Origin of the sequence: Nocardioides faecalis (assembly GCF_018388425.1) — a bacterium.
Taxonomy (GTDB): domain Bacteria; phylum Actinomycetota; class Actinomycetes; order Propionibacteriales; family Nocardioidaceae; genus Nocardioides; species Nocardioides faecalis.
Window position 1 is genome coordinate 3,583,526 of the sequence record NZ_CP074406.1, and the last position, 18,270, is coordinate 3,601,795.

An 18,270-nucleotide genomic window follows, 5' to 3' on the forward strand; every position below is an offset into this window, starting at 1 on the left:
CCGTGGCCGCCATGGCAGTGGTGCACGACGACCTCGGCGATCCCCTCGACCTCGCCCGGCCGGCCACCCGGATCGTCTCCCTCGTGCCCTCGATCACCGAGGCGCTGGCCACCGATGTCCCTGAGCGGCTCGTCGGCGCCACCCAGTGGTGCACGCACCCGGCGGACCTCGACGTGCCGCGGGTCCGCGGCACCAAGAACCCCGACCTCGACGCGGTGCGCGCCCTGGCCCCCGACGTGGTGGTGGCCAACAAGGAGGAGAACCGCGAGCTCGACGTACGACGGCTGCGCGAGGCCGGGGTGCCGGTCTGGGTCACCGACATCGAGACCGTCGGCGGCGCGCTGGACTCCCTGGAGCGGTTCTACGCCACCGTCCTCGGCCTCGAGCCGACCGAGTGGCTGCGCACGGCGCGGGCCTGCTGGGGCATGCCGATGCCGCCGGGGCGCGGCCGGGTCGCCGTACCGATCTGGCGGGACCCGTGGATGGTCGTCGGCCCGCGCACCTACACCGGTGACCTGCTGCGCCTGCTGGGTTGGCAGAACACCTACGACAGCGGCGAGGACCGCTACCCGCGAGTGCCGCTGGACGAGATCGACCGCGACGACCTCGACCTGGTCCTGCTGCCCGACGAGCCCTACGTGTTCACCGCCGAGGACGGTCCGGAGGCCTTCCGCAAGGTGCCCACCCGGCTCGTCTCCGGCCGGCTGCTCACCTGGTACGGGCCGGCGATGGTGCAGGCGCACCACGAGCTGTCCCCCTGAGCCCGGGCCCGAGGCCCGGGCCGGACCGACCCCCGGCGCGCTCAGACGTGCGTGTGGGCGCCGGGACCGCTGACCTTGATGCCTGCCGGGTCGTCGAGGCTCCAGGTGAGCTCGTAGGTGCGCCGGTAGCCGGTGTGCTGGATCCGCCAGCCCTGCTCCGTGCGCACGTAGCGGTCGGTGTAGATCGCGCCGCCCTCGAGGGCGAAGCGGAACTCGTCGACGATGACCTTGTCGTGCAGGTACCACTGCGCCGAGGCGCGGTCGGGTGCCTCGGCGTCGACGTCGATCTCGGGGTGGTGCACGTGGTGCATCGTGAGCACGCCGGGCCCCATGTTGGTGCGCATGTAGTCGACCAGGGCGGCCGGGTCCTCGAAGGCCAGGCCGTTGTAGTCGGCGGTCGCGTCCGGGGCGAAGCAGTCGGCGAACTCGTCCCACTGCTTCGTGTCCAGGGTGCGCAGGTAGCGGTACTTGAGGCGGCTGATCGCGGTGATGTCGTCGAGCGGTGAGGGAGTCATGGTCGCCGACTGTAACGGCGATCACACGCGGTGACACCCGTCGTTAACCCTGAGGGCCCGCAGGCGGAAACCTCGCGCGCGCACCCTGGCCAGCATGACCACCTCGACGACCCCCGTCGTGCCCGGCTCCACGGCCCGTCACCCGGAGCCCGTCGGCACCCGCCACCGCACCGAGGACGCCGTCGCGCGCGCAGCCCGCCGTGACGCCCTGCGCGACCGTCACGCCCAGCGCCTGCTGCGGCTGATGGCCGAGCGCAGCGACCTGCGCGGCGTGCACCCGCTCGCCGACTTCGTCGACGACGCGGTGCGCTGGTCGGCCTGAGCCCCGGCGACCTCCCCTCGGGACCTTCCCGGGGGTCCGCCCGGGGGTCCGCCCGGGGTCCGCCCGGGGGTCCGCCCGGGGGTCCGCCCGGGGGTCCGCCCGGGGGTCCGCCCGGGGCGTCGGGCCGTAGAGTGGGCAGTCGTGATCTTCAAGCGTGTGGGGGTCGGGCGTCCCTATCCCGACCACGGCCTCACCTCCCGGGACTGGGCGGCCGTGCCTCCACGCCAGGTGAAGCTGGACAGCCTGGTCACGACGAAGGACACCCTGCAGCTCTCCTCGCTGCTGGACGAGGACTCCACCTTCTACGGTGACCTCTTCGCCCACGTGGTGTTGTGGAGAGGTGAGTACTACCTGGAGGACGGCTTGCACCGGGCGCTGCGGGCCGCGCTGCAGCAGCGCAACGTCCTGCACGCCCGTGTGATCCGGATGGAAGGTTGAGGACCGTGGAGAACGTCAGGGAGGGCAGTCGCTCCGCGATGACCCTCGCCGTGCTGGCCGTGATCTTCCTGGCCTCCGTGGTGTGGGGCTGGTCCAACGCCACCCAGCCGCTGCCGGAGCGGGTCAAGGCGGCCGCGTGCACCGAGACCCTCATCAAGAAGGGCGACAAGGTGGCGCCGCCGCAGGTGCGGGTCAACGTGCTCAACGCCGGCGGACCCAACGGGCTCGCCAGCAAGACGCGGGCCAAGCTGGCCGACGCGGGCTTCGTGACCGGCTCCGCGGGCAACGCCCCCGTCGGCACCCGTGCCGGCACCGCACAGATCTGGTCGGACGACCCGGCCAACCCCGCGGTGCAGCTGCTGGCGTCGTACCTGGGCAAGAAGGTGAAGGTCGTGGACCAGCCCTCGGGCTACGCCGGGATCACCATCGTCGTCGGCAAGCGGTTCAAGGGCGTGACGAAGGGCAAGGCGGCGGTCCGGGCCGACAAGGACTCCTTCGTGTGCACCCCGCCGTTGAGCTCGGTGCCCGAGGAGCCGATCTGAGGCACGCCCGGTCGTGCGCTGCCGCCTGCCGGCAGGGCGTCACCGCGGGCGGTCGTCGCCGAGCCACTGCGCCAGCCGGCCGCCGGAGCTGACCTGCCGCAGCCGCCGCTCGGTGGCCTCGCGCAACCGCCGCGGCGTCACGATGATCAGCTCGTCGCCGTGCCGCAGCACCGTACGACGCTCCGGCACCTTCGTCTCGCCGTCGCGCACGATCATCGACACGCTGGCCCCGACGGGCAGCCGCAGCTCGCCGACCTCGACGCCGTGCAGGTGCGAGCCCGGGCTGATCGCGATCTGCAGCAGGTCGGCGGCGACCCGCTCCAACGGCGCCGCCTCGACCTCGATGCTGCGCGGCTCGTCCCGGTCGCTCACGCCGAGCACCCGGGCCAGCCAGGGCAGGGTGGGTCCGGTGACGCAGGTGTAGACCACCACCAGCACGAAGACGATGTCGAAGAGCCGCTGCGCCCCGACCACCCCCTCGGAGAGGGGGATGGTGGCGAACACGATGGGCACCGCGCCGCGCAGGCCGGCCCAGGACAGGAACCCGACCTCGCGCCAGGGCCTCGGCGCGACCACGGAGCTGACGACGACCGAGACCGGCCGCGCCACGAAGGTCAGCACCAGCCCGGCGAGCACCGCGGTGCCCACCACGCTCCAGGTCAGCTCGGCCGGGGAGAGCAGCAGCCCGAGCATGATGAACAGCCCGATCTGGGCGATCCAGGCGAGCCCCTCGACGAAGGAGCGGGTGGCGTTGCGGTGCGGCAGGTCGGTGTTGCCGAGGACGAGCGCGGCGACGTACACGGCGGCGAAGCCGCTGGCGTGCAGGGCGGGTCCGGCGCCGTAGGCGATCAGGGTGAGGCTGACGACGGCGATCGGGTAGAGGCCGGAGGCGGGCAGGGCGGCGCGGCGCATCAGCCAGGCACCGCCGAAGCCGACGGCGAGACCGAGCGCGACGCCGAGGGCCAGCTCGTAGACGACGATGCCGGCCACCACGAGGGGGCCGTGGTCGCTGACGGCGCCGGTGGAGATCAGCGTGACGATCACGACCGTGGGCGCGTCGTTGAGGCCGGACTCCGCCTCGAGGGCGCCGGTGATCCGCTTGGGCAGCGGCACCGCACGCAGCACCGAGAAGACGGCGGCGGCGTCGGTGGCCGACGTGATGGCGCCGAGCAGCACGGCGATCTCCCAGGAAAGCCCCAGCAGGTAGTGCCCGGCGACGGCGACGACCGCCACCGACACGGTCATCCCGATCGTGGCCAGCGAGGTGCCCAGACGCATCGATGGTCTGACCTCACGCCAGTTGGCGGTGAGACCACCCTCAGCGAGGATGATCGCCAGCGCGCCGAACCCGATCGCGTGCGCCAGCTGCGCGTCGTCGAACCGGACCCCGAGCACCGACTCCCCGAGCAGCACCCCGATGGCGAGGTAGAGCAGGAGGCTGGGCATCCCGATCTTCACCGACAGCCGGACGGCGAGCAGCGCGAGCAGCAGCACCGAGGAGCCGACCAGCACGAAGGTGTCGAGCTGGTGCGCGTCGAACGTCAACTGACCAGGCTCCGTCGCGCCGCTCCGGAGGCCGACGTGCGACGCCGCGTGGCGTGCGGGGCGCCCGAGAGCGACACGCGACGGACGCAACACGTGGGCGACATCAGGTCTCTGGGCTCTCGTCGGTGGTGGGTCCATAGTCTATCGGTAGAACATGTTCTAGATTGGGGCGCATGAGCACTGCAGCGCCCGGCCTCGCCCTCCCAGAGCCCCTCCCCGCCGACCGGATCGAGGAGAGCACCGAGCAGTTCGACGTCGTGGTGGTGGGCTTCGGCATCGCCGGGGGCTGCGCGGCGCTCGAGGCCGCCCGGTCCGGAGCCCGGGTGCTGCTGCTGGAGAAGGCGGCCGTGCACGGGGGCACGTCCTCGATGTCGGGCGGTCACTTCTACCTCGGCGGCGGCACGGCCGTGCAGACCGCGACCGGGCACACCGACTCGGTCGAGGCGATGTACGACTACCTGATGGCCAGCACCAAGGACCCGGACGCGGAGAAGATCCGCGCCTACTGCGAGGACTCGGTGGCGCACTTCGAGTGGCTGGAGTCGCTTGGCTTCGAGTTCGAGCGCAGCTACTTCCCCGGCAAGGCGGTGATCCAGCCCGGCACCGAGGGCCTGATGTTCACCGGCAACGAGAAGGTCTGGCCCTACCGCGACGAGGTGCCGCCCGCCCCGCGCGGGCACAAGGTGCCGGTCCCGGGCGACACCGAGGGCACCCGGATCGTGATGGACCTGCTGCGCACCGAGGTCGAGAAGGCGGGCGTGGAGGTCCGGTTCGAGACCGGTGCGACCAACCTCGTCGTGGACGGCGACGGTGCGGACCAGCGGGTCGTGGGCCTGGCCTGGCGCTCCTTCGACGCCACCGGGATCGTCGCGGCCGACGCGGTGATCATCGCCGCCGGCGGCTTCGTGATGAACCCCGACATGGTCGCCCGCTACACCCCGGCGCTCGGCTCGAAGCTGTTCACCCTGGGCTCGACGTACGACGACGGGCTGGGCATCCGGCTCGGCGAGTCCGTCGGCGCCGCCCTGGAGAACATGGAGGAGCCGTTCATCACCGCCCCGTTCTACCCGCCCTCGTCACGGGTGAAGGGGATCATCGTGAACAAGCTCGGCCAGCGGTTCGTGGCCGAGGACAGCTACCACGCGCGGACGTCGTACCACGTGCTCGCCCAGCCCGACTCCGTCGCGTACCTCATCGTCGACAGCGAGCACCTCGGCGAGGACCATATGCCGCTGGTGCCGCTCAAGGACGGCTTCGAGACGCTGGAGGAGATGGAGGCCGGGCTGGGGATGCCGGAGGGCGCCCTGGTGGCCACCGTGAACCGGTACAACGAGCACGCCGCCGCCGGCGAGGACCCCGACTTCCACAAGCACCCCGACTGGTTGACGCCGCAGACGGCCGGCCCGTGGGCCGTGCTCGACCTGTCCCTGGGCGTGGCGCTCTACGCCGGCTTCACCATCGGCGGCATGGCCACCACCCTCGACGGCGAGGTACGACGCACCGACGGCTCCGTCGTGCCGGGGCTGTACGCCGCCGGTGCGTGCGCGGCGAACATCGCCCAGGACGGCAACGGCTACTGCTCGGGCACCCAGCTCGGCGAGGGCTCCTACTTCGGCCGCCGTGCCGGGGTGGCGGCCGCCGTCCGGGCAGGCGCGACGGCCGGCTGAGGCGGGCCTCCCGCCGTCCGCCCTTCGGGTGGTCCCGGCCCGCGTGCGCGGGGGCCCTGGAAGGATGACGCGGGTGAGTGACCGCTTCACCGCCGCGTCCCGGGCGAACGTGCCCCCCTTCCACGTCATGGACCTGCTCGCCGGCGCCGCCGAGCGGCAGCGCACCCACGGCGACCTGGTGAACCTGGTGGCCGGCCAGCCCAGCACGGGTGCGCCGGCGCCGGTCAACGCGGAGGCGATCCGGCTGCTGAACAGCGGCGAGGCGCTCGGCTACACCCCGGCGACCGGCATCCCCGAGCTGCGCCGGGCGATCGCGGGCCACTACCGCCGGGCCTACGGCCTCGAGGTCACCGAGGACGACGTGATCGCGACGACCGGGTCCTCCGGTGGGTTCCTGCTCGCCTTCCTGGCCGCCTTCGAGACCGGCGACCGGGTGGCGATCGCGCGCCCCGGCTACCCCTGCTACCGCAACGTGCTGGCGGCGCTGGGCTGTGAGGTCGTCGAGATCGCCGCGGGTCCCGAGACCCGGTTCCAGCCGACACCCGAGCAGCTCGCCGAGACCCACGCCCGGACCCCGCTGGCCGGCGTGGTGGTGGCGAGCCCGGCGAACCCGACGGGCACGATGCTGCTCCCCCCGGAGCTCGCCGCGATCGCGCGGTGGTGCGAGGAGAACGGGGTGCAGCTGGTCTCGGACGAGATCTACCACGGCATCTCCTACGGCGACGCCACCGCGAGCAGCGCCTGGGAGACCTCACGCGAGGCGATCGTCTTCGGCTCGTTCTCCAAGTACTTCTCGATGACCGGCTGGCGGCTGGGCTGGATGCTCGCCCCGCCGCGGCTGCGCCGCCCGGTCGACGTGCTGACCGGCAACTTCAGCATCTGCCCGCCGGTGCTCTCGCAGTACGCCGCGCTGGCCGCGTTCGACGACGCCTCCTACGCCGAGCTCGACGCCCACGTGGCCCGCTACGCGCACAACCGGGACCTGCTGCTGGCCGGCCTACGCCGCCTGGGCATCACCGAGCTGGCGCCGGCCGACGGCGCGTTCTACGCCTACGCCGACGTGCGCCACCTGACCAACGACTCCATGGCCTACGCCAAGTCGCTGCTCGCCCGGACCGGGGTGGCGGTCGGGGTGGGCGTCGACTTCGACACCGTCGACGGCGGCTCGTTCCTGCGGTTGAGCTTCGCCGGCACCGCCGACGACATCACCACCGCCCTGGACCGCCTCGACGGCAACCTCTGAGAGGCTCACACGCGGGCCCCCCGGCCGCCTCAGGTTTGGCTGAGCCCGGACCGGGAAGGCCGAGAGCCATGTACGGCGACACGGAGACCGTCCGGCGTCGCGCCGGCCAGCTGCGCGACCAGGGTGCTGACGTGCGCGCGCTGGCCGAGGAGCTCGTGGCCCGCGTCGAGGCCGTCGGCTGGTCCGGCCGGGCCGCCGAGGCGATGGCGCAGCGGGTCGCCGAGCGTGCCGGACACCTGCGGCACGTCGCCGAGGCCCACACCGGTGCCGCCGACGCGCTGAGCGACCACGCCGCCGCCGTGGACTCCCTGCGCGAGGAGATCGCCCGCATCGAGACCCGGGCCGAGGCGCTGGTCGCGGACGCCCGGGCACGCGTGGGCGCGATCACCGAGCGCAACGCGAGGCTCGCCGAGGCCGGTGGCGACGCGCCCGCCGTCGAGCCGGACCCGACCGACACGGCCCTCCTGGCGTTCGTCCCGCCGCCCCCTGGCCACCGGGACTGGCTGCACGTCGAGCTGCCCGGTCTGGAGCGCTGAGCCGTGCCCACCATCGACCTCACCACCCCCACCCGGGCCGTCGAGCCGGTCGAACCCGCTGCACCGGCACCGCTGGACGCCGCGCCGCGCCGCGTGGGGCTCTCGCTGCGCGAGCTGCAGCACGCCGCGCGGCTCGCCGGGGACGCTCCGCTGCCGTTCGAGGTCGCGGCACCGACCGAGGCCGACGCCATGCAGTCGCGGCTCGGCAGCAGCCCCGCCACCAGCGACGACCACGCCTACCGTGGCGTGCTGTCCGCGCTCAATGACCCGGGCACCTCGCTGGCCGAGCGCGGTCTGGTCGTCGACGGCGTGCTGGAGCCCGGCATCGCCGGGGCGATCGGCCTGCTCGCCGCGCCACGGATCGCCCTGGACGTCGACGTACGGATGGGCGAGGTGCAGGCGAAGGCCTGGCACCGCCACGACCGGGGCGCGGTGGCGTCCCTGGCCACCATCGACGGCGCGGTCTTCGAGCTCGCGTGGTTCGGCGTCGACTCGTGGGCCACCGAGCTGGCGCGGGTGGCCGCACCCTCGGAAGAGATCACCCTGGGCACCTCCGCGGTGCCGGCGCTGGTCGACCTGCCGTTCGAGCTGGCCGACGCCGCCGCCGAGGCCGTCCGGATCGGCCGTGGTGACCTGGTCGCCGTGCTCGCCGCGCGGCACACCGGGTCGGTCCTCGGGCCGGACGGCTCCGTGCTCACGGACGACGCCGTGACCCGGTTGCTCGTCGCCCTCGGCGGCGAGGCCCAGGGCCGGCTGCGGGCCATGGTCGCCGACGTGACCGGCGCCGCGGTGGACACCGTCGGCGTCGTCTCCTGGACGCTGCTCGCCGACGGCTGGCGGGCACTGCGCCCCCACCAACGTGACGGGGTGCTGCGCCTGGAGCTGCGCGCGGTCGAGCCGGGCGACCTGGCCGCGGTGCTCGCGCCGGCCGCCCTGCCCGCGGTCGAGAGCGCGTCCGGAGGCGCGTCGTGAGCGGCCCGTCGCGTCCCGAGGACCACCCGGGCAAGGGCGAGGGCCGGGGCGTGGGCCGCGACCTGGCGCAGGACGTCGTCGCGGCGGCGGCCGCGGAGCGTCGTACGGCGCCGCGGACGGCGGTGGAGTCGGCGGACCTGGCGGACAAGTACGACCAGATGCTGCGGCTGGCCGACCTCTTCGACGACGCCGGCGCCCAGATGCGGCAGTGGGCGCAGCTGGGCCGCACCGTGCTCACCGATCCCGACGTCACCGAGACAGCCGCGCTGTCCCCGCGCACCTGGAACCGGGCCGAGGACGAGCTGCGCGCGCTGACCGGCGGCAAGCACGGCCTGCTCAGCCGCTCGATCGAGCTCGACGCCGACGCGCTGGTGCTGCGTGCGACGGTGCTGACCTACCGCTGGATCGACGAGCTGCAGGCTGCGGCCTACCAGACGCTCGGGTCGATCGCGGGCCGCGCGATCGGCTACCTCGCACCGCAGGTCAACCTCGGCGGCGCGATCGTGGCGGCGGGCCTGATCGAGACCGAGGCGCTCGACCGGGACGGCGTGACGGCCTACCTCAACGAGCTGGCCGCCTCCAACCCCGACCTGATGGAGCACGTCACCACCGCCGGCGGGCTGCTGGACAGCCTGCAGATGCGGGGCCTGCTCACCGCCGGGGTGCTGTCCGGCGAGGCCGGGCGCAGCGCGCGGGCCGGTGGGCTGCGCGCCATCGGGGTCGCTGCGATGGACGACGACTGGACCTCCGCGCTGCGCGACGTCGCCGTCGCCGCCGTGGACCCCGCCCCCGCCCCGCCGCCGGTCACCGAGGTGGCGAGCGGCGGAGCGGACCTGGCGCCGGCCGGGCTGGAGGACCTGATGGCCCTGCTGTGCGAGACCGACGGGTCGGGCGAGACGGTGCGGGTGCTGCCGCTCGGCCCGGGGCGCCTGGTCGCGTTCCTCGCCGGCGACCTCGGCCCCGCCCCGGCCCCCGGCCGGCTGCGGCTGGTCTCCGGCGACCACTCCGGCCACGCCGCGGCGGTGGTGCGCGCGCTGGCCGCCGCGACCGACACCGAGCACGGCGAGCACGGCGACTCGCAGCCCGACTCGCAGTCCGACTCGCCGGTGCGGGTGATGCTGGTGGGCCGCGGCACCGGCGGCGCGGTCGCCCTCGACATCGCCACCCGCAGCGACCTGCCCGGCTTCGTGGTCGACCAGGTGGTGACCGCGAACGCGCCCTCGGCGCAGGTGCCGCACCTGCCCGACGACGTACGGGTGCTCTCGATGGAGGACCGTGCGGACCCGGTGGGGCTGCTCGGCTCGCTGATCAACGCCAGCGCACCGAACCGGCTCACGGTCGTCTACGAGTCCGCCGAGGAGTCCGACCTGCCGCCGCTGGTGGCCGGGGGCCGGGCCGCCGACCGGGCCGGGCACCCCGACCTCGTCGCGGTCCTGACGCGCTGGCGCGAGCTGGGCTACCTGCGGCAGCCGGCATGAGCGGCGAGCAGACCCAGGAACAGGTCGGCGAGCAGGCGGGCGAACAGGCCCTGGAGCACCTCGACGTGCTCATCATCGGGGCCGGGCTGTCCGGCATCGACGCCGCCTACCACGTGGGCACCGGGCTGCCGGGGGCGTCGTACGCCGTGCTGGAGATGCGGGACACCCTGGGCGGCACCTGGGACCTGTTCCGCTACCCCGGTGTGCGCTCGGACTCCGACATGCACACCCTCGGCTTCAGCTGGCGGCCCTGGCTCGCCGAGCAGGCCATCGCCGACGGCGCCTCGATCCGGGCCTACCTCGCCGAGACCGCCGCGGAGCACGGCATCGACGCCCACATCCGCTACCACCACAAGGTGGTGCGCGCCGACTTCTGCACCGCCGGGGCCCGGTGGACGGTGACGGTGCAGCGCACCGACACCGGCGAGACGATGCGGCTGACGGCGGGGTTCCTGTTCGCCACCTCCGGCTACTACGACTACGCCGCCGGCTACACCCCCGAGCTGCCCGGGATCGGCGACTACGCCGGCGAGGTGGTGCACCCGCAGCACTGGCCGGCCGACCTCGACCACACCGGCAAGCGTGTCGTGGTGATCGGCTCGGGCGCGACCGCGGTCACCCTGGTGCCGGCCCTGGCCGGCAGCGGCGCCGAGCATGTCACGATGCTGCAGCGCACGCCGACGTACGTCGTCAGCCAGCCGGGCCGCGACCCGCTGGTGCGCCGGCTGCGCCGCGTGCTGCCCGCGCGGGTCGCCGCGCGGGTGGGCCGGGGTCGCTCGCTGGTGATGCACATCGGCTTCTACGAGTTCTGCCAACGCTTCCCCGACGCCGCGCGCGGCTACCTGCGCCGGATGACCGCACGGCAGCTGCCGCCCGACCTCGACGTGGACGAGCACTTCTCGCCGCCGTACGACCCCTGGGACCAGCGGCTGTGCCTGGTGCCCGACGGCGACCTGTTCCGGGCGCTGCGCAAGCACAGCGTGGACGTGGTCACCGACCACATCGAGACCTTCACCCCGACCGGGATCCGGCTGACCTCGGGGCGCGAGCTGGAGGCCGACCTCGTCGTCACCGCGACCGGACTCAACCTGCTCGCGTTCGGCGGCGCCACCCTGGCCGTGGACGGCACCGACGTCGTGCTGCCCGACACGATGGCGTTCCAGGGGATGATGCTCAGCGGCGTGCCGAACTTCGCGTTCGTCATCGGCTACACCAACGCGTCGTGGACGCTGAAGGCCGACCTGGTCTGCTCCTACGTCACCCGGGTGCTGCGGCACATGGACGAGAACGGGCTACGCACCGTCGTACCGCGGCGCGACCCGGACGTCGCCGAGGAGCCGTTCCTCGACTTCGCCGCCGGCTACGTGCTGCGCGCCGTCGACGAGTTCCCGCGGCAGGGGTCGCGCGAGCCGTGGCGGCTGCGGATGAACTACTTCCGCGACCGCCGCGTCCTCGCCCGCCCCGTCACCCACCCCGCGCTGGAGTACTCGGCCTGACCCGACCCCTCCCGCCCCGCCGAATCCCCCCTTGTGGTCCGCCGAATCGACTCTTGTGGTCGCGCGAATCACCTGGTGTGGTCGGTCGAATCGCTCCCTGTGGCTGGGCGAATCTCCTCTTGTGGTCGGGTGGATGTCCCGTCGCCATCGAGACACCCAGAAGGGGCGATTCGACGGTGCACAACGAGCAATTCGACCGACCACACCAGGTGATTCGGCGGACCACAGAGGGTGATTCGGCGGTGCAGGAGGGGAGATTCGGCTACCAGGCCAGGTCGTGCACGAACTCGCTGAGCTGGGAGAGGTTGCGGCACTCGAACATCGGGACGATCTGGCGGTACGTCGGAGCGGCGGAGTCGCCGGTGCCCCAGTTGCGCTCGTGCTCGGGGTTGAGCCAGAAGGAGCGCTTCACGGAGCCGGCGAGGTCGCGCAGCGTCTGCTCGTGCAGGTCGCTGTAGTTGGAGCGCGCGTCACCGAGCACGAGCAGGGTGGTGCGCGGGGTGAGCGCGTCGGGGTGCAGCTCGGCGAACTTGCTGAACGCGCGGCCGTAGTTGGTGCGGCCCCACAGGGCGGCCTTGCTGGCGCTGGCCGACAGGTCGGCGAGGACGTCGACCGGGTCGGCGCCGGGGCGGAAGTGCCCGGTCACCTCGTGCACGTGGTCGATGAAGGTGAAGGCGCGCATCGACTGGAAGACCTCGCGCAGCGCGAACATGAACAGCAGCGTGAAGCCCGCGAAGCTCGCCACCGAGCCGCTGACGTCGCACAGCACGACCAGGTCGGTGCGGTGCGGGCGCTTGGGCCGGTGGTGGGTGCTCAGCGGCACGCCGCCGGTGGCCATGGAGGCCCGCACGGTACGACGGAAGTCCAGCGGGGCGCTGCGGGCGTGCCGGGAGTGCTGCTCCTTGGCCAGCCGCGCGGCCAGGCGCCGGGCGAGCGGGAAGATCTCCTTGCGCATCTCGTCCAGGTCGGTGCGGCGCGCGGACATGAAGGCCAGCTTGTCGATGCTGGGCCGCACCGCGACCTGGGCGACGTGGTCGGGTCCCTTCTCCTCCGCGATCCGGCGCCGGGCGTCCCCCTCGACCAGCGCGGTGAACGCACCGATCCGCCGGTTGGCCTCGCGGCGCGCCTCGTCCTCGGCGGCGCCCTGCCCGAGCAGCCCGGCGACGAGACGGTCCACCAGCTCCTGGGGGGAGACGCGCTGCAGCGCCGTGTAGGCCGACCACGACGACAGCCCGGGGCCGCGGCCGGGCATCGACCCGAAGGCGCCGACCATCTCCGCGGCCATCCGGGCCAGCTCGGCCGGGTCCAGCTCGGCCGCCGCGAGCAGCCGGGCGAGCCGGTCGCGGAAGGCCAGCAGCGCGGTGGCGTTGTCGCGCGCCCCCGCCTCGTCGCCCGTCTGCTCCTCGGCTGCCGCGCCGTCGCCGACCAGGGCGGGGAAGTAGACGTCGAACAGCGCGTCGAACGTCGTACGTTGGGTGTGGCGTTTGACCAGGGTGGCCGCGAAGGCGTCCCGTACGGCGTCGCGGGAGCCCCAGTGCAGCGCGGACAGCGCGGCGACGGCGTCGAGGTCCTCGGCGAGCGAGACCGACAGCCCGGCGCCGCGCAGCGCCTCGACGAACGCCAGGTGGCGGTCGAGCAGGCCGGAGGTCTCGGACGGGGAGCGGTCCATGGTCAGGACCGTGCCAGCTTCAGCTCCTTGACCGCACGGTCGTGGTCGGACTGATGCTTGAGCACCGCACCGAGGGTCTCCGCGATCGCCTTGGCGTCGAGGTCACGGATCTCCAGGGCGATGAGGGTGCGCGCCCAGTCCACCGACTCGGCGATCGAGGGTGCCTTCTTCAGCTCCAGCTCGCGCAGCCGGCCGACGGTGGCGACGAGCTGCTCGGCGATCCGGTCCTCCAGGCCGGGGACCTGCCGGTGCAGGATCTCCCGCTCCCGGGCGGCGTCCGGGTAGTCCAGGTGCAGGTAGAGGCAGCGGCGCTTGACCGCCTCGCTCAGCTCGCGGCTGGCGTTGGAGGTCAGTACGACGAAGGGCCGGCGGGTCGCGGCGACGGTGCCCAGCTCGGGGATGGTGACCTGGAAGTCGCTGAGCACCTCCAGCAGCAGACCCTCGACCTCGATGTCGGTCTTGTCGACCTCGTCGATGAGCAACACGGTCGGCTCGTCGCGGCGGATGGCGCTGAGCAGCGGCCGGGTGAGCAGGAACTGCTCGCTGAAGATGTCGTCATGGGTGGCGTCCCAGTCCGCGCCGGCGCCGGCGGCGTTGGCCGCCTGGATGGCGAGCAGCTGCTTCTTGTAGTTCCACTCGTACAGGGCGCGGGCCTCGTCCAGGCCCTCGTAGCACTGCAGCCGCACCAGCTCCGCGCCCGTGGCCCGGGAGACGGCCTTGGCCAGCTCCGTCTTGCCCACGCCGGCCGGGCCCTCGAGCAGCAGCGGCTTCTCCAGCGCGCCGGCGAGGAACGTGGTGGTCGCGGTCGCCGCGTCGGCCAGGTAGCCCACCGCGCCGAGCCGCTCGGTGGCCTCGGCCGGGGATTGGAACCAGGTCATGGGCCCCATCCTGCCGGTAGAGCGCACATCCACGGACCGTGTCCCGCCCGCAGCCCGCGGGGGAAGCGCGTCCTTTGCTCGTGACCCGGCCCGGCGATCCTCGTTGAGTTCGACAACGGATCGGTGATCGGCACGCCGTCGTCGGTGTGCAGGAAACGGGGGCCCAGGTGGACCGACTCTGTCTGCCCCAGCACTGGTTCCCGCGCCTGGTGGTGTGCTTCCGGACGGCCACCAGCGTCGCCGGGCTGATCCTGCTGGTCGGCCTCGCCGCCTTCGACCTGATCAGCGCCCCGCAGCCCAGCTCGCCGCGCGAGACCCTGGGCATGCGCTCCGGTCCCCTGGTGAAGATGATGGAGATCGAACGGTGCTCGCCCACCGGCTTCGACCGCTCTGTCGTCCCGCGCAAGGCGATCGTGCGCACGCCCGACGGCGACACCGAGCTGGTGAGCTTCAAGCGGGGCTGGGCCGTCTTCAGCGGTGCGGCGGACGGAGACCTCGTCGCGGTGTGCCTGGGCCGCTCCGCTCGGCACCGGCCCGCCTCGGTCCTCGCGCCCTGACCGTCGCCGAGAAACCGAACAGCGGGCCCACGCCTGGCGTGGACCCGCTGTCTGCGACGTCGTGCGACATCACGTGGCGGTGGCGGTGGGATTTGAACCCACGGTGGGTTTGACCCCACACAACATTTCGAGTGTTGCACCTTCGGCCGCTCGGACACGCCACCGCGCGGAACCATACCGGAGCGCCTCCGGGCGCCGGAAATCGGACCGGCCGCGGCCTCGGTCAGCGGCGCTGCGCGGTGAAGAAGTCGTCGAGCAGCGCGGCGCAGTCCTCGGCGAGCACCCCGGCCAGCACCTCGGGGCGGTGGTTGAGCCGCCGGTCCCGTACGACGTCCCACAGCGACCCCACGGCACCGGCCTTGTCGTCGTACGCACCGAAGACGAGGCGGTCGACCCGGGACAGCACGACCGCGCCGGCGCACATCGTGCACGGCTCGAGGGTGACGACCAGGGTGCAGCCGGACAGCCGCCACTCGCCGCGCGCCTTCGCGGCCTCGCGCAGCGCGACGACCTCGGCGTGGCCGGTGGGGTCGGCGTCGACCTCGCGCACGTTGCGGCCGGTGCCGATGACCGCGCCGGTCTCGTCGAGCACGACGGCACCGATGGGCACGTCGCCGGCCTCGCCGGCCAGCCGCGCCTGCACCAGGGCAGCCTGCATCGCCTCCGGCCAGCGCCGGTCGCCGGGCGGGTGGCTCACGCCGAGGTGAGTCCGACGACGTCGTCGAACAGGTCACCGAAGCCGAGGCCGCGCGCCACCTCGGAGAGCATCTCGTCGGGGTAGAGCTCGTCGTCGTCGAGGATCTCGGCCAGCGTCATCGCGTTCACCCCGAGGTCGGCGAGCAGCTCGAGGTCGCCGGCGGGCTCCGCGTCGTCGTCCTCCGCCACCAGCGGCAGGCCGAGGTGCTCGACGACGTCGGCGGCCAGCTCCCACTCGGTCGCCGCGCTGACGTCGGAGAGCATCACCCGCGTGCGCGGCCCGGAGACCCGGACCAGCACGAAGAAGTCCTCGTCGACCGCGACCAGCCCCACCGCGCCCCCGTCGCCGGGGAAGCGACGCAACGCCGCGGCGAGCGTCTCCACGTCGACGGCGTGGTCGGGCGTCAGCTCGGCGACCTGCCACACCCCCTCGTCGCGGTAGGCAGCAAGCGCGAAGTCGACCTCATCGCTGGCAGGCATGCCCTCAGCGTGACATGTCACGCCGCGCGAGACCAGTGGGATCCGACTGCTGCGCACCCCTGCCGGCCGGCTCGGGTCTCCAGGCACGCCCGCCGGTCTCCGCACACTAGGCTGAGCCCCATGCGCACCCACGTCGTTGACCACCCGCTCGTCGCCCACAAGCTGACCGTGCTGCGGGACCAGGCCACCGACTCCCCCACCTTCCGGTCCCTGACCGAGGAGCTCGTCACCCTGCTGGCCTACGAGGCCACCCGCGACGTCCGGGTCGAGGCCTGCGAGATCCACACCCCGGTGGCGCCCACGACCGGTGTGCGGCTGGCCACCCCGGGCCCCCTCGTCGTACCGATCCTGCGGGCCGGGCTGGGCATGCTCGAGGGCATGATGCGGCTGCTGCCGACCGCCGAGGTCGGCTTCCTGGGCATGGTGCGCAACGAGGAGACGCTCGAGGCCGCCACCTACGCCGAGCGCCTGCCCGACGACCTGTCCGGGCGGCAGTGCTACGTGCTGGACCCGATGCTCGCCACCGGCGGCACCCTGGCGGCGGCGATCCGGTTCCTGGTGGACCGCGGCGCCGACCACATCACGGCGGTCTGCCTGCTGGTCGCCCCCGAGGGCCTGGCCCGGCTCGAGGAGGAGCTCGCCGACCTCGACGTGCCGGTCACCATCGTCACCTCCGCCCTCGACGAGCGGCTCAACGAGAAGGGCTACATCGTGCCCGGCCTCGGCGACGCCGGCGACCGGATGTACGGCGTCGCCGCCGGCTGAGCCGCCGTCACGTCCCCTCCGGGAAGGCCTAGCGCGGGCCTGTCCGTCCAGTGCGAATTCCGCCCATCGGGACAGCCGCGCAGTAGAGGTACGTCACATCCGAGACGGGGACCGCACACGCTGAGCCGTGTGTAGGTTGACCAGCACTTTGTCCAAAGAAGGCTGGAGGACCCGTGCTCATCGGCATACCACGCGAGTCGAAACCGGGCGAGACTCTCGTCGCGGCGACGGCGAAGTCCGTGACCCAACTGACCAATCTCGGCTACGACGTCATCGTCGAGTCCGGTGCCGGCGAGCTGGCTGACCAGTCCGACCAGGCGTTCACCGACGCCGGGGTGCGGATCGGTACCTCGGAGCAGGTGTGGTCCGCCGACGTCGTGGTCAAGGTCAACGCGCCCACGCCCGAGGAGATCACCCGCCTGCGCCGCGGCGCGACGATCATCTCGATGATGGCGCCCGCCCGCAGCCCCGAGCTGCTCGACCAGCTCCAGGCCGCCGGTGTGACCGCGCTGGCGATGGACGCGGTGCCGCGGATCAGCCGCGCGCAGTCGATGGACGTGCTGTCCTCGATGGCCAACGTCGCCGGCTACCGCGCCGTGGTCGAGGCTGCCCACGAGTTCGGCCGGATGTTCACCGGCCAGGTCACCGCCGCGGGCAAGATCCCCCCGGCGCGGGTGTTCGTGGTCGGCGCCGGTGTCGCCGGACTGGCCGCGATCGGCGCCGCCTCCGCGATGGGTGCGGTCGTCCGCGCCTTCGACGTACGCCCCGAGGTCGCAGAGCAGGTCGAGTCGATGGGTGCGCAGTTCGTGCACGTCGACTTCGAGGCCGAGGTCTCCACCGACGGCTACGCCAAGGAGATGTCCGCCGAGCAGGTCGCCGCGACCGCCGCGATGTACGACGAGGAGGCCCGAGAGGCCGACATCGTCATCACCACCGCGCTGATCCCCGGACGCCCCGCCCCGAAGCTGATCACCGCCGAGACGATCGCCGGGATGCGCAACGGCTCGGTCATCGTCGACATGGCCGCCGCCAACGGCGGCAACGCCACCGGCACCGTGACCGACCAGAAGATCGTCACCGACAACGGCGTGACGATCCTCGGCTACACCGACCTCGCCGGCCGGCTGGCCGCGCAGACCTCGCAGCTGTACGGCACCAACATCGTCAACCTGCTCAAGCTGATCACCCCCGCCAAGGACGGCGTGCTGACGCTGGACTTCGACGACGTCGTGCAGCGCGGCATCACCGTGGTGCGTGACGGCGAGTCGACCTGGCCGCCGCCGGCGGTGCAGGTCTCCGCCGCGCCCGCCGCGGCGCCCGCCGCTGCCGCAGAGCCGAAGCCGGAGAAGAAGCCGATGACCGCGGGCGCCAAGGTCGGGCTCGTGCTCGCCGGGGTCGCCCTGTTCTGGCTGATCAACGCCCTGGCCCCCACCGACGACCTGCGCCGGCACTTCACCGTGCTGATGCTCTCCATCGTCATCGGCTACTACGTCATCGGCAAGGTCGCCCACGCCCTGCACACCCCGCTGATGAGCGTCACCAACGCCATCTCCGGAGTCGTGGTGGTCGGCGCGCTGGTGCAGGTCGCCAGCGACGACCTCCTGGTCATCGGCCTGTCGTCCGCGGCGATCCTGCTCGCCTCGATCAACGTCTTCGGCGGCTTCGCGGTGACTCGCCGCATGCTCGCGATGTTCAGCAAGGGAGCCTGAC

Annotated in this window: 19 protein-coding genes and 1 tRNA gene; 13 read left to right on the forward strand and 7 right to left on the reverse strand. The window is 73.0% G+C overall.

Going from position 1 to position 18,270, the window contains the following annotated elements:
- Positions 1-11 precede the first annotated feature (11 nt).
- Positions 12-761, forward strand: a complete 750-nt coding sequence (locus KG111_RS16820) for a helical backbone metal receptor (RefSeq protein ID WP_205289901.1) — start codon at positions 12-14, stop codon at positions 759-761.
- Between the two features lie 41 nt (positions 762-802).
- Here KG111_RS16820 and KG111_RS16825 read toward each other — a convergent pair whose 3' ends face one another.
- Entirely contained in the window at positions 803-1,276 is a 474-nt protein-coding gene (locus KG111_RS16825; RefSeq protein ID WP_205289902.1) for a nuclear transport factor 2 family protein, read from the reverse strand.
- A gap of 94 nt (positions 1,277-1,370) precedes the next feature.
- Between KG111_RS16825 and KG111_RS16830 the strand changes: the two genes are divergently transcribed.
- From KG111_RS16830 to KG111_RS16840, 3 genes are all read left to right on the forward strand, one after another.
- Positions 1,371-1,598, forward strand: coding sequence for a hypothetical protein (locus KG111_RS16830; protein ID WP_205290068.1), 228 nt, complete (start codon positions 1,371-1,373; stop codon positions 1,596-1,598).
- 141 nt (positions 1,599-1,739) lie between these two features.
- Positions 1,740-2,036 carry a type II toxin-antitoxin system VapB family antitoxin gene (locus tag KG111_RS16835; protein ID WP_205289903.1) on the forward strand — a complete coding sequence of 99 codons (297 nt, stop codon included), beginning with the start codon at positions 1,740-1,742 and terminating at the stop codon, positions 2,034-2,036.
- 5 nt (positions 2,037-2,041) lie between these two features.
- Complete coding sequence (locus tag KG111_RS16840; protein ID WP_205289904.1) at positions 2,042-2,578, forward strand: LytR C-terminal domain-containing protein; 537 nt, start codon at positions 2,042-2,044, stop codon at positions 2,576-2,578.
- A gap of 39 nt (positions 2,579-2,617) precedes the next feature.
- On the opposite strand, the gene KG111_RS16845 is transcribed toward KG111_RS16840, so the two are convergent.
- Complete coding sequence (locus tag KG111_RS16845) at positions 2,618-4,123, reverse strand: potassium/proton antiporter (RefSeq protein WP_240195203.1); 1,506 nt, start codon at positions 4,121-4,123, stop codon at positions 2,618-2,620.
- 173 nt (positions 4,124-4,296) lie between these two features.
- Here KG111_RS16845 and KG111_RS16850 point away from each other — a divergent pair, with 173 nt between their 5' ends.
- The 6 genes from KG111_RS16850 (at position 4,297) to KG111_RS16875 (ending at position 11,515) form a co-directional block, all read left to right on the forward strand.
- Positions 4,297-5,790, forward strand: coding sequence for an FAD-binding protein (locus KG111_RS16850; protein WP_205289906.1), 1,494 nt, complete (start codon positions 4,297-4,299; stop codon positions 5,788-5,790).
- 73 nt (positions 5,791-5,863) lie between these two features.
- Positions 5,864-7,033 carry a pyridoxal phosphate-dependent aminotransferase gene (locus KG111_RS16855; RefSeq protein WP_249666193.1) on the forward strand — a complete coding sequence of 390 codons (1,170 nt, stop codon included), beginning with the start codon at positions 5,864-5,866 and terminating at the stop codon, positions 7,031-7,033.
- Positions 7,034-7,101: 68 nt separating this feature from the next.
- Positions 7,102-7,569, forward strand: coding sequence for a WXG100 family type VII secretion target (locus KG111_RS16860; protein ID WP_205289908.1), 468 nt, complete (start codon positions 7,102-7,104; stop codon positions 7,567-7,569).
- 3 nt (positions 7,570-7,572) lie between these two features.
- Positions 7,573-8,541: a hypothetical protein gene (locus KG111_RS16865; RefSeq protein ID WP_205289909.1), complete on the forward strand. Its 969-nt coding sequence runs from the start codon at positions 7,573-7,575 to the stop codon at positions 8,539-8,541.
- A complete protein-coding gene (locus KG111_RS16870; RefSeq protein WP_205289910.1) occupies positions 8,538-10,019 on the forward strand; it encodes a hypothetical protein in 1,482 nt (493 codons plus the stop codon). Before KG111_RS16865 ends, KG111_RS16870 begins: the two co-directional genes overlap by 4 nt.
- Positions 10,016-11,515: a flavin-containing monooxygenase gene (locus tag KG111_RS16875; RefSeq protein ID WP_205289911.1), complete on the forward strand. Its 1,500-nt coding sequence runs from the start codon at positions 10,016-10,018 to the stop codon at positions 11,513-11,515. Before KG111_RS16870 ends, KG111_RS16875 begins: the two co-directional genes overlap by 4 nt.
- A 262-nt stretch (positions 11,516-11,777) precedes the next feature.
- Here KG111_RS16875 and KG111_RS16880 read toward each other — a convergent pair whose 3' ends face one another.
- Positions 11,778-13,184, reverse strand: a complete 1,407-nt coding sequence (locus KG111_RS16880) for a VWA domain-containing protein (RefSeq protein ID WP_205289912.1) — start codon at positions 13,182-13,184, stop codon at positions 11,778-11,780.
- A gap of 2 nt (positions 13,185-13,186) precedes the next feature.
- Positions 13,187-14,062 carry an AAA family ATPase gene (locus KG111_RS16885; protein WP_240195204.1) on the reverse strand — a complete coding sequence of 292 codons (876 nt, stop codon included), beginning with the start codon at positions 14,060-14,062 and terminating at the stop codon, positions 13,187-13,189.
- 167 nt (positions 14,063-14,229) lie between these two features.
- Between KG111_RS16885 and KG111_RS16890 the strand changes: the two genes are divergently transcribed.
- Positions 14,230-14,619 (forward strand): hypothetical protein, encoded by a 390-nt coding sequence (locus KG111_RS16890; RefSeq protein WP_205289914.1) that lies wholly within the window; start codon positions 14,230-14,232, stop codon positions 14,617-14,619.
- A 74-nt stretch (positions 14,620-14,693) separates the two neighbouring features.
- On the opposite strand, the gene KG111_RS16895 is transcribed toward KG111_RS16890, so the two are convergent.
- The 3 genes from KG111_RS16895 to KG111_RS16905 form a co-directional block, all read right to left on the reverse strand.
- Positions 14,694-14,783 (reverse strand) — tRNA-Ser (locus tag KG111_RS16895).
- A 59-nt stretch (positions 14,784-14,842) separates the two neighbouring features.
- Complete coding sequence (gene tadA / locus KG111_RS16900; RefSeq protein WP_205290053.1) at positions 14,843-15,277, reverse strand: tRNA adenosine(34) deaminase TadA; 435 nt, start codon at positions 15,275-15,277, stop codon at positions 14,843-14,845.
- A gap of 35 nt (positions 15,278-15,312) precedes the next feature.
- Positions 15,313-15,795, reverse strand: a complete 483-nt coding sequence (locus tag KG111_RS16905) for a tRNA adenosine deaminase-associated protein (RefSeq protein WP_205289915.1) — start codon at positions 15,793-15,795, stop codon at positions 15,313-15,315.
- Between the two features lie 120 nt (positions 15,796-15,915).
- On the opposite strand from KG111_RS16905, the gene upp reads away from it, so the two are divergent.
- Both upp and KG111_RS16915 read left to right on the forward strand, forming a co-directional pair.
- The gene (upp, locus tag KG111_RS16910) at positions 15,916-16,560 is read left to right on the forward strand and encodes a uracil phosphoribosyltransferase (protein WP_205289916.1); all 645 of its coding nucleotides are present in this window, start codon (positions 15,916-15,918) and stop codon (positions 16,558-16,560) included.
- A gap of 173 nt (positions 16,561-16,733) precedes the next feature.
- Positions 16,734-18,269, forward strand: coding sequence for a Re/Si-specific NAD(P)(+) transhydrogenase subunit alpha (locus tag KG111_RS16915; RefSeq protein ID WP_205289917.1), 1,536 nt, complete (start codon positions 16,734-16,736; stop codon positions 18,267-18,269).
- Position 18,270: the final 1 nt, after the last annotated feature.

Coding starts and splice junctions, on each gene's coding strand:
- KG111_RS16820 (WP_205289901.1), top strand. CDS start 12: ATGGCAGTGGTGCACGACGACCTCGGCGATCCCCTCGACCTCGCCCGG.
- KG111_RS16825 (WP_205289902.1), bottom strand. CDS start 1,276: ATGACTCCCTCACCGCTCGACGACATCACCGCGATCAGCCGCCTCAAG.
- KG111_RS16830 (WP_205290068.1), top strand. CDS start 1,371: ATGACCACCTCGACGACCCCCGTCGTGCCCGGCTCCACGGCCCGTCAC.
- KG111_RS16850 (WP_205289906.1), top strand. CDS start 4,297: ATGAGCACTGCAGCGCCCGGCCTCGCCCTCCCAGAGCCCCTCCCCGCC.
- KG111_RS16860 (WP_205289908.1), top strand. CDS start 7,102: ATGTACGGCGACACGGAGACCGTCCGGCGTCGCGCCGGCCAGCTGCGC.
- KG111_RS16875 (WP_205289911.1), top strand. CDS start 10,016: ATGAGCGGCGAGCAGACCCAGGAACAGGTCGGCGAGCAGGCGGGCGAA.
- KG111_RS16880 (WP_205289912.1), bottom strand. CDS start 13,184: ATGGACCGCTCCCCGTCCGAGACCTCCGGCCTGCTCGACCGCCACCTG.
- KG111_RS16885 (WP_240195204.1), bottom strand. CDS start 14,062: ATGACCTGGTTCCAATCCCCGGCCGAGGCCACCGAGCGGCTCGGCGCG.
- tadA (WP_205290053.1), bottom strand. CDS start 15,277: ATGCAGGCTGCCCTGGTGCAGGCGCGGCTGGCCGGCGAGGCCGGCGAC.
- KG111_RS16905 (WP_205289915.1), bottom strand. CDS start 15,795: ATGCCTGCCAGCGATGAGGTCGACTTCGCGCTTGCTGCCTACCGCGAC.
- upp (WP_205289916.1), top strand. CDS start 15,916: ATGCGCACCCACGTCGTTGACCACCCGCTCGTCGCCCACAAGCTGACC.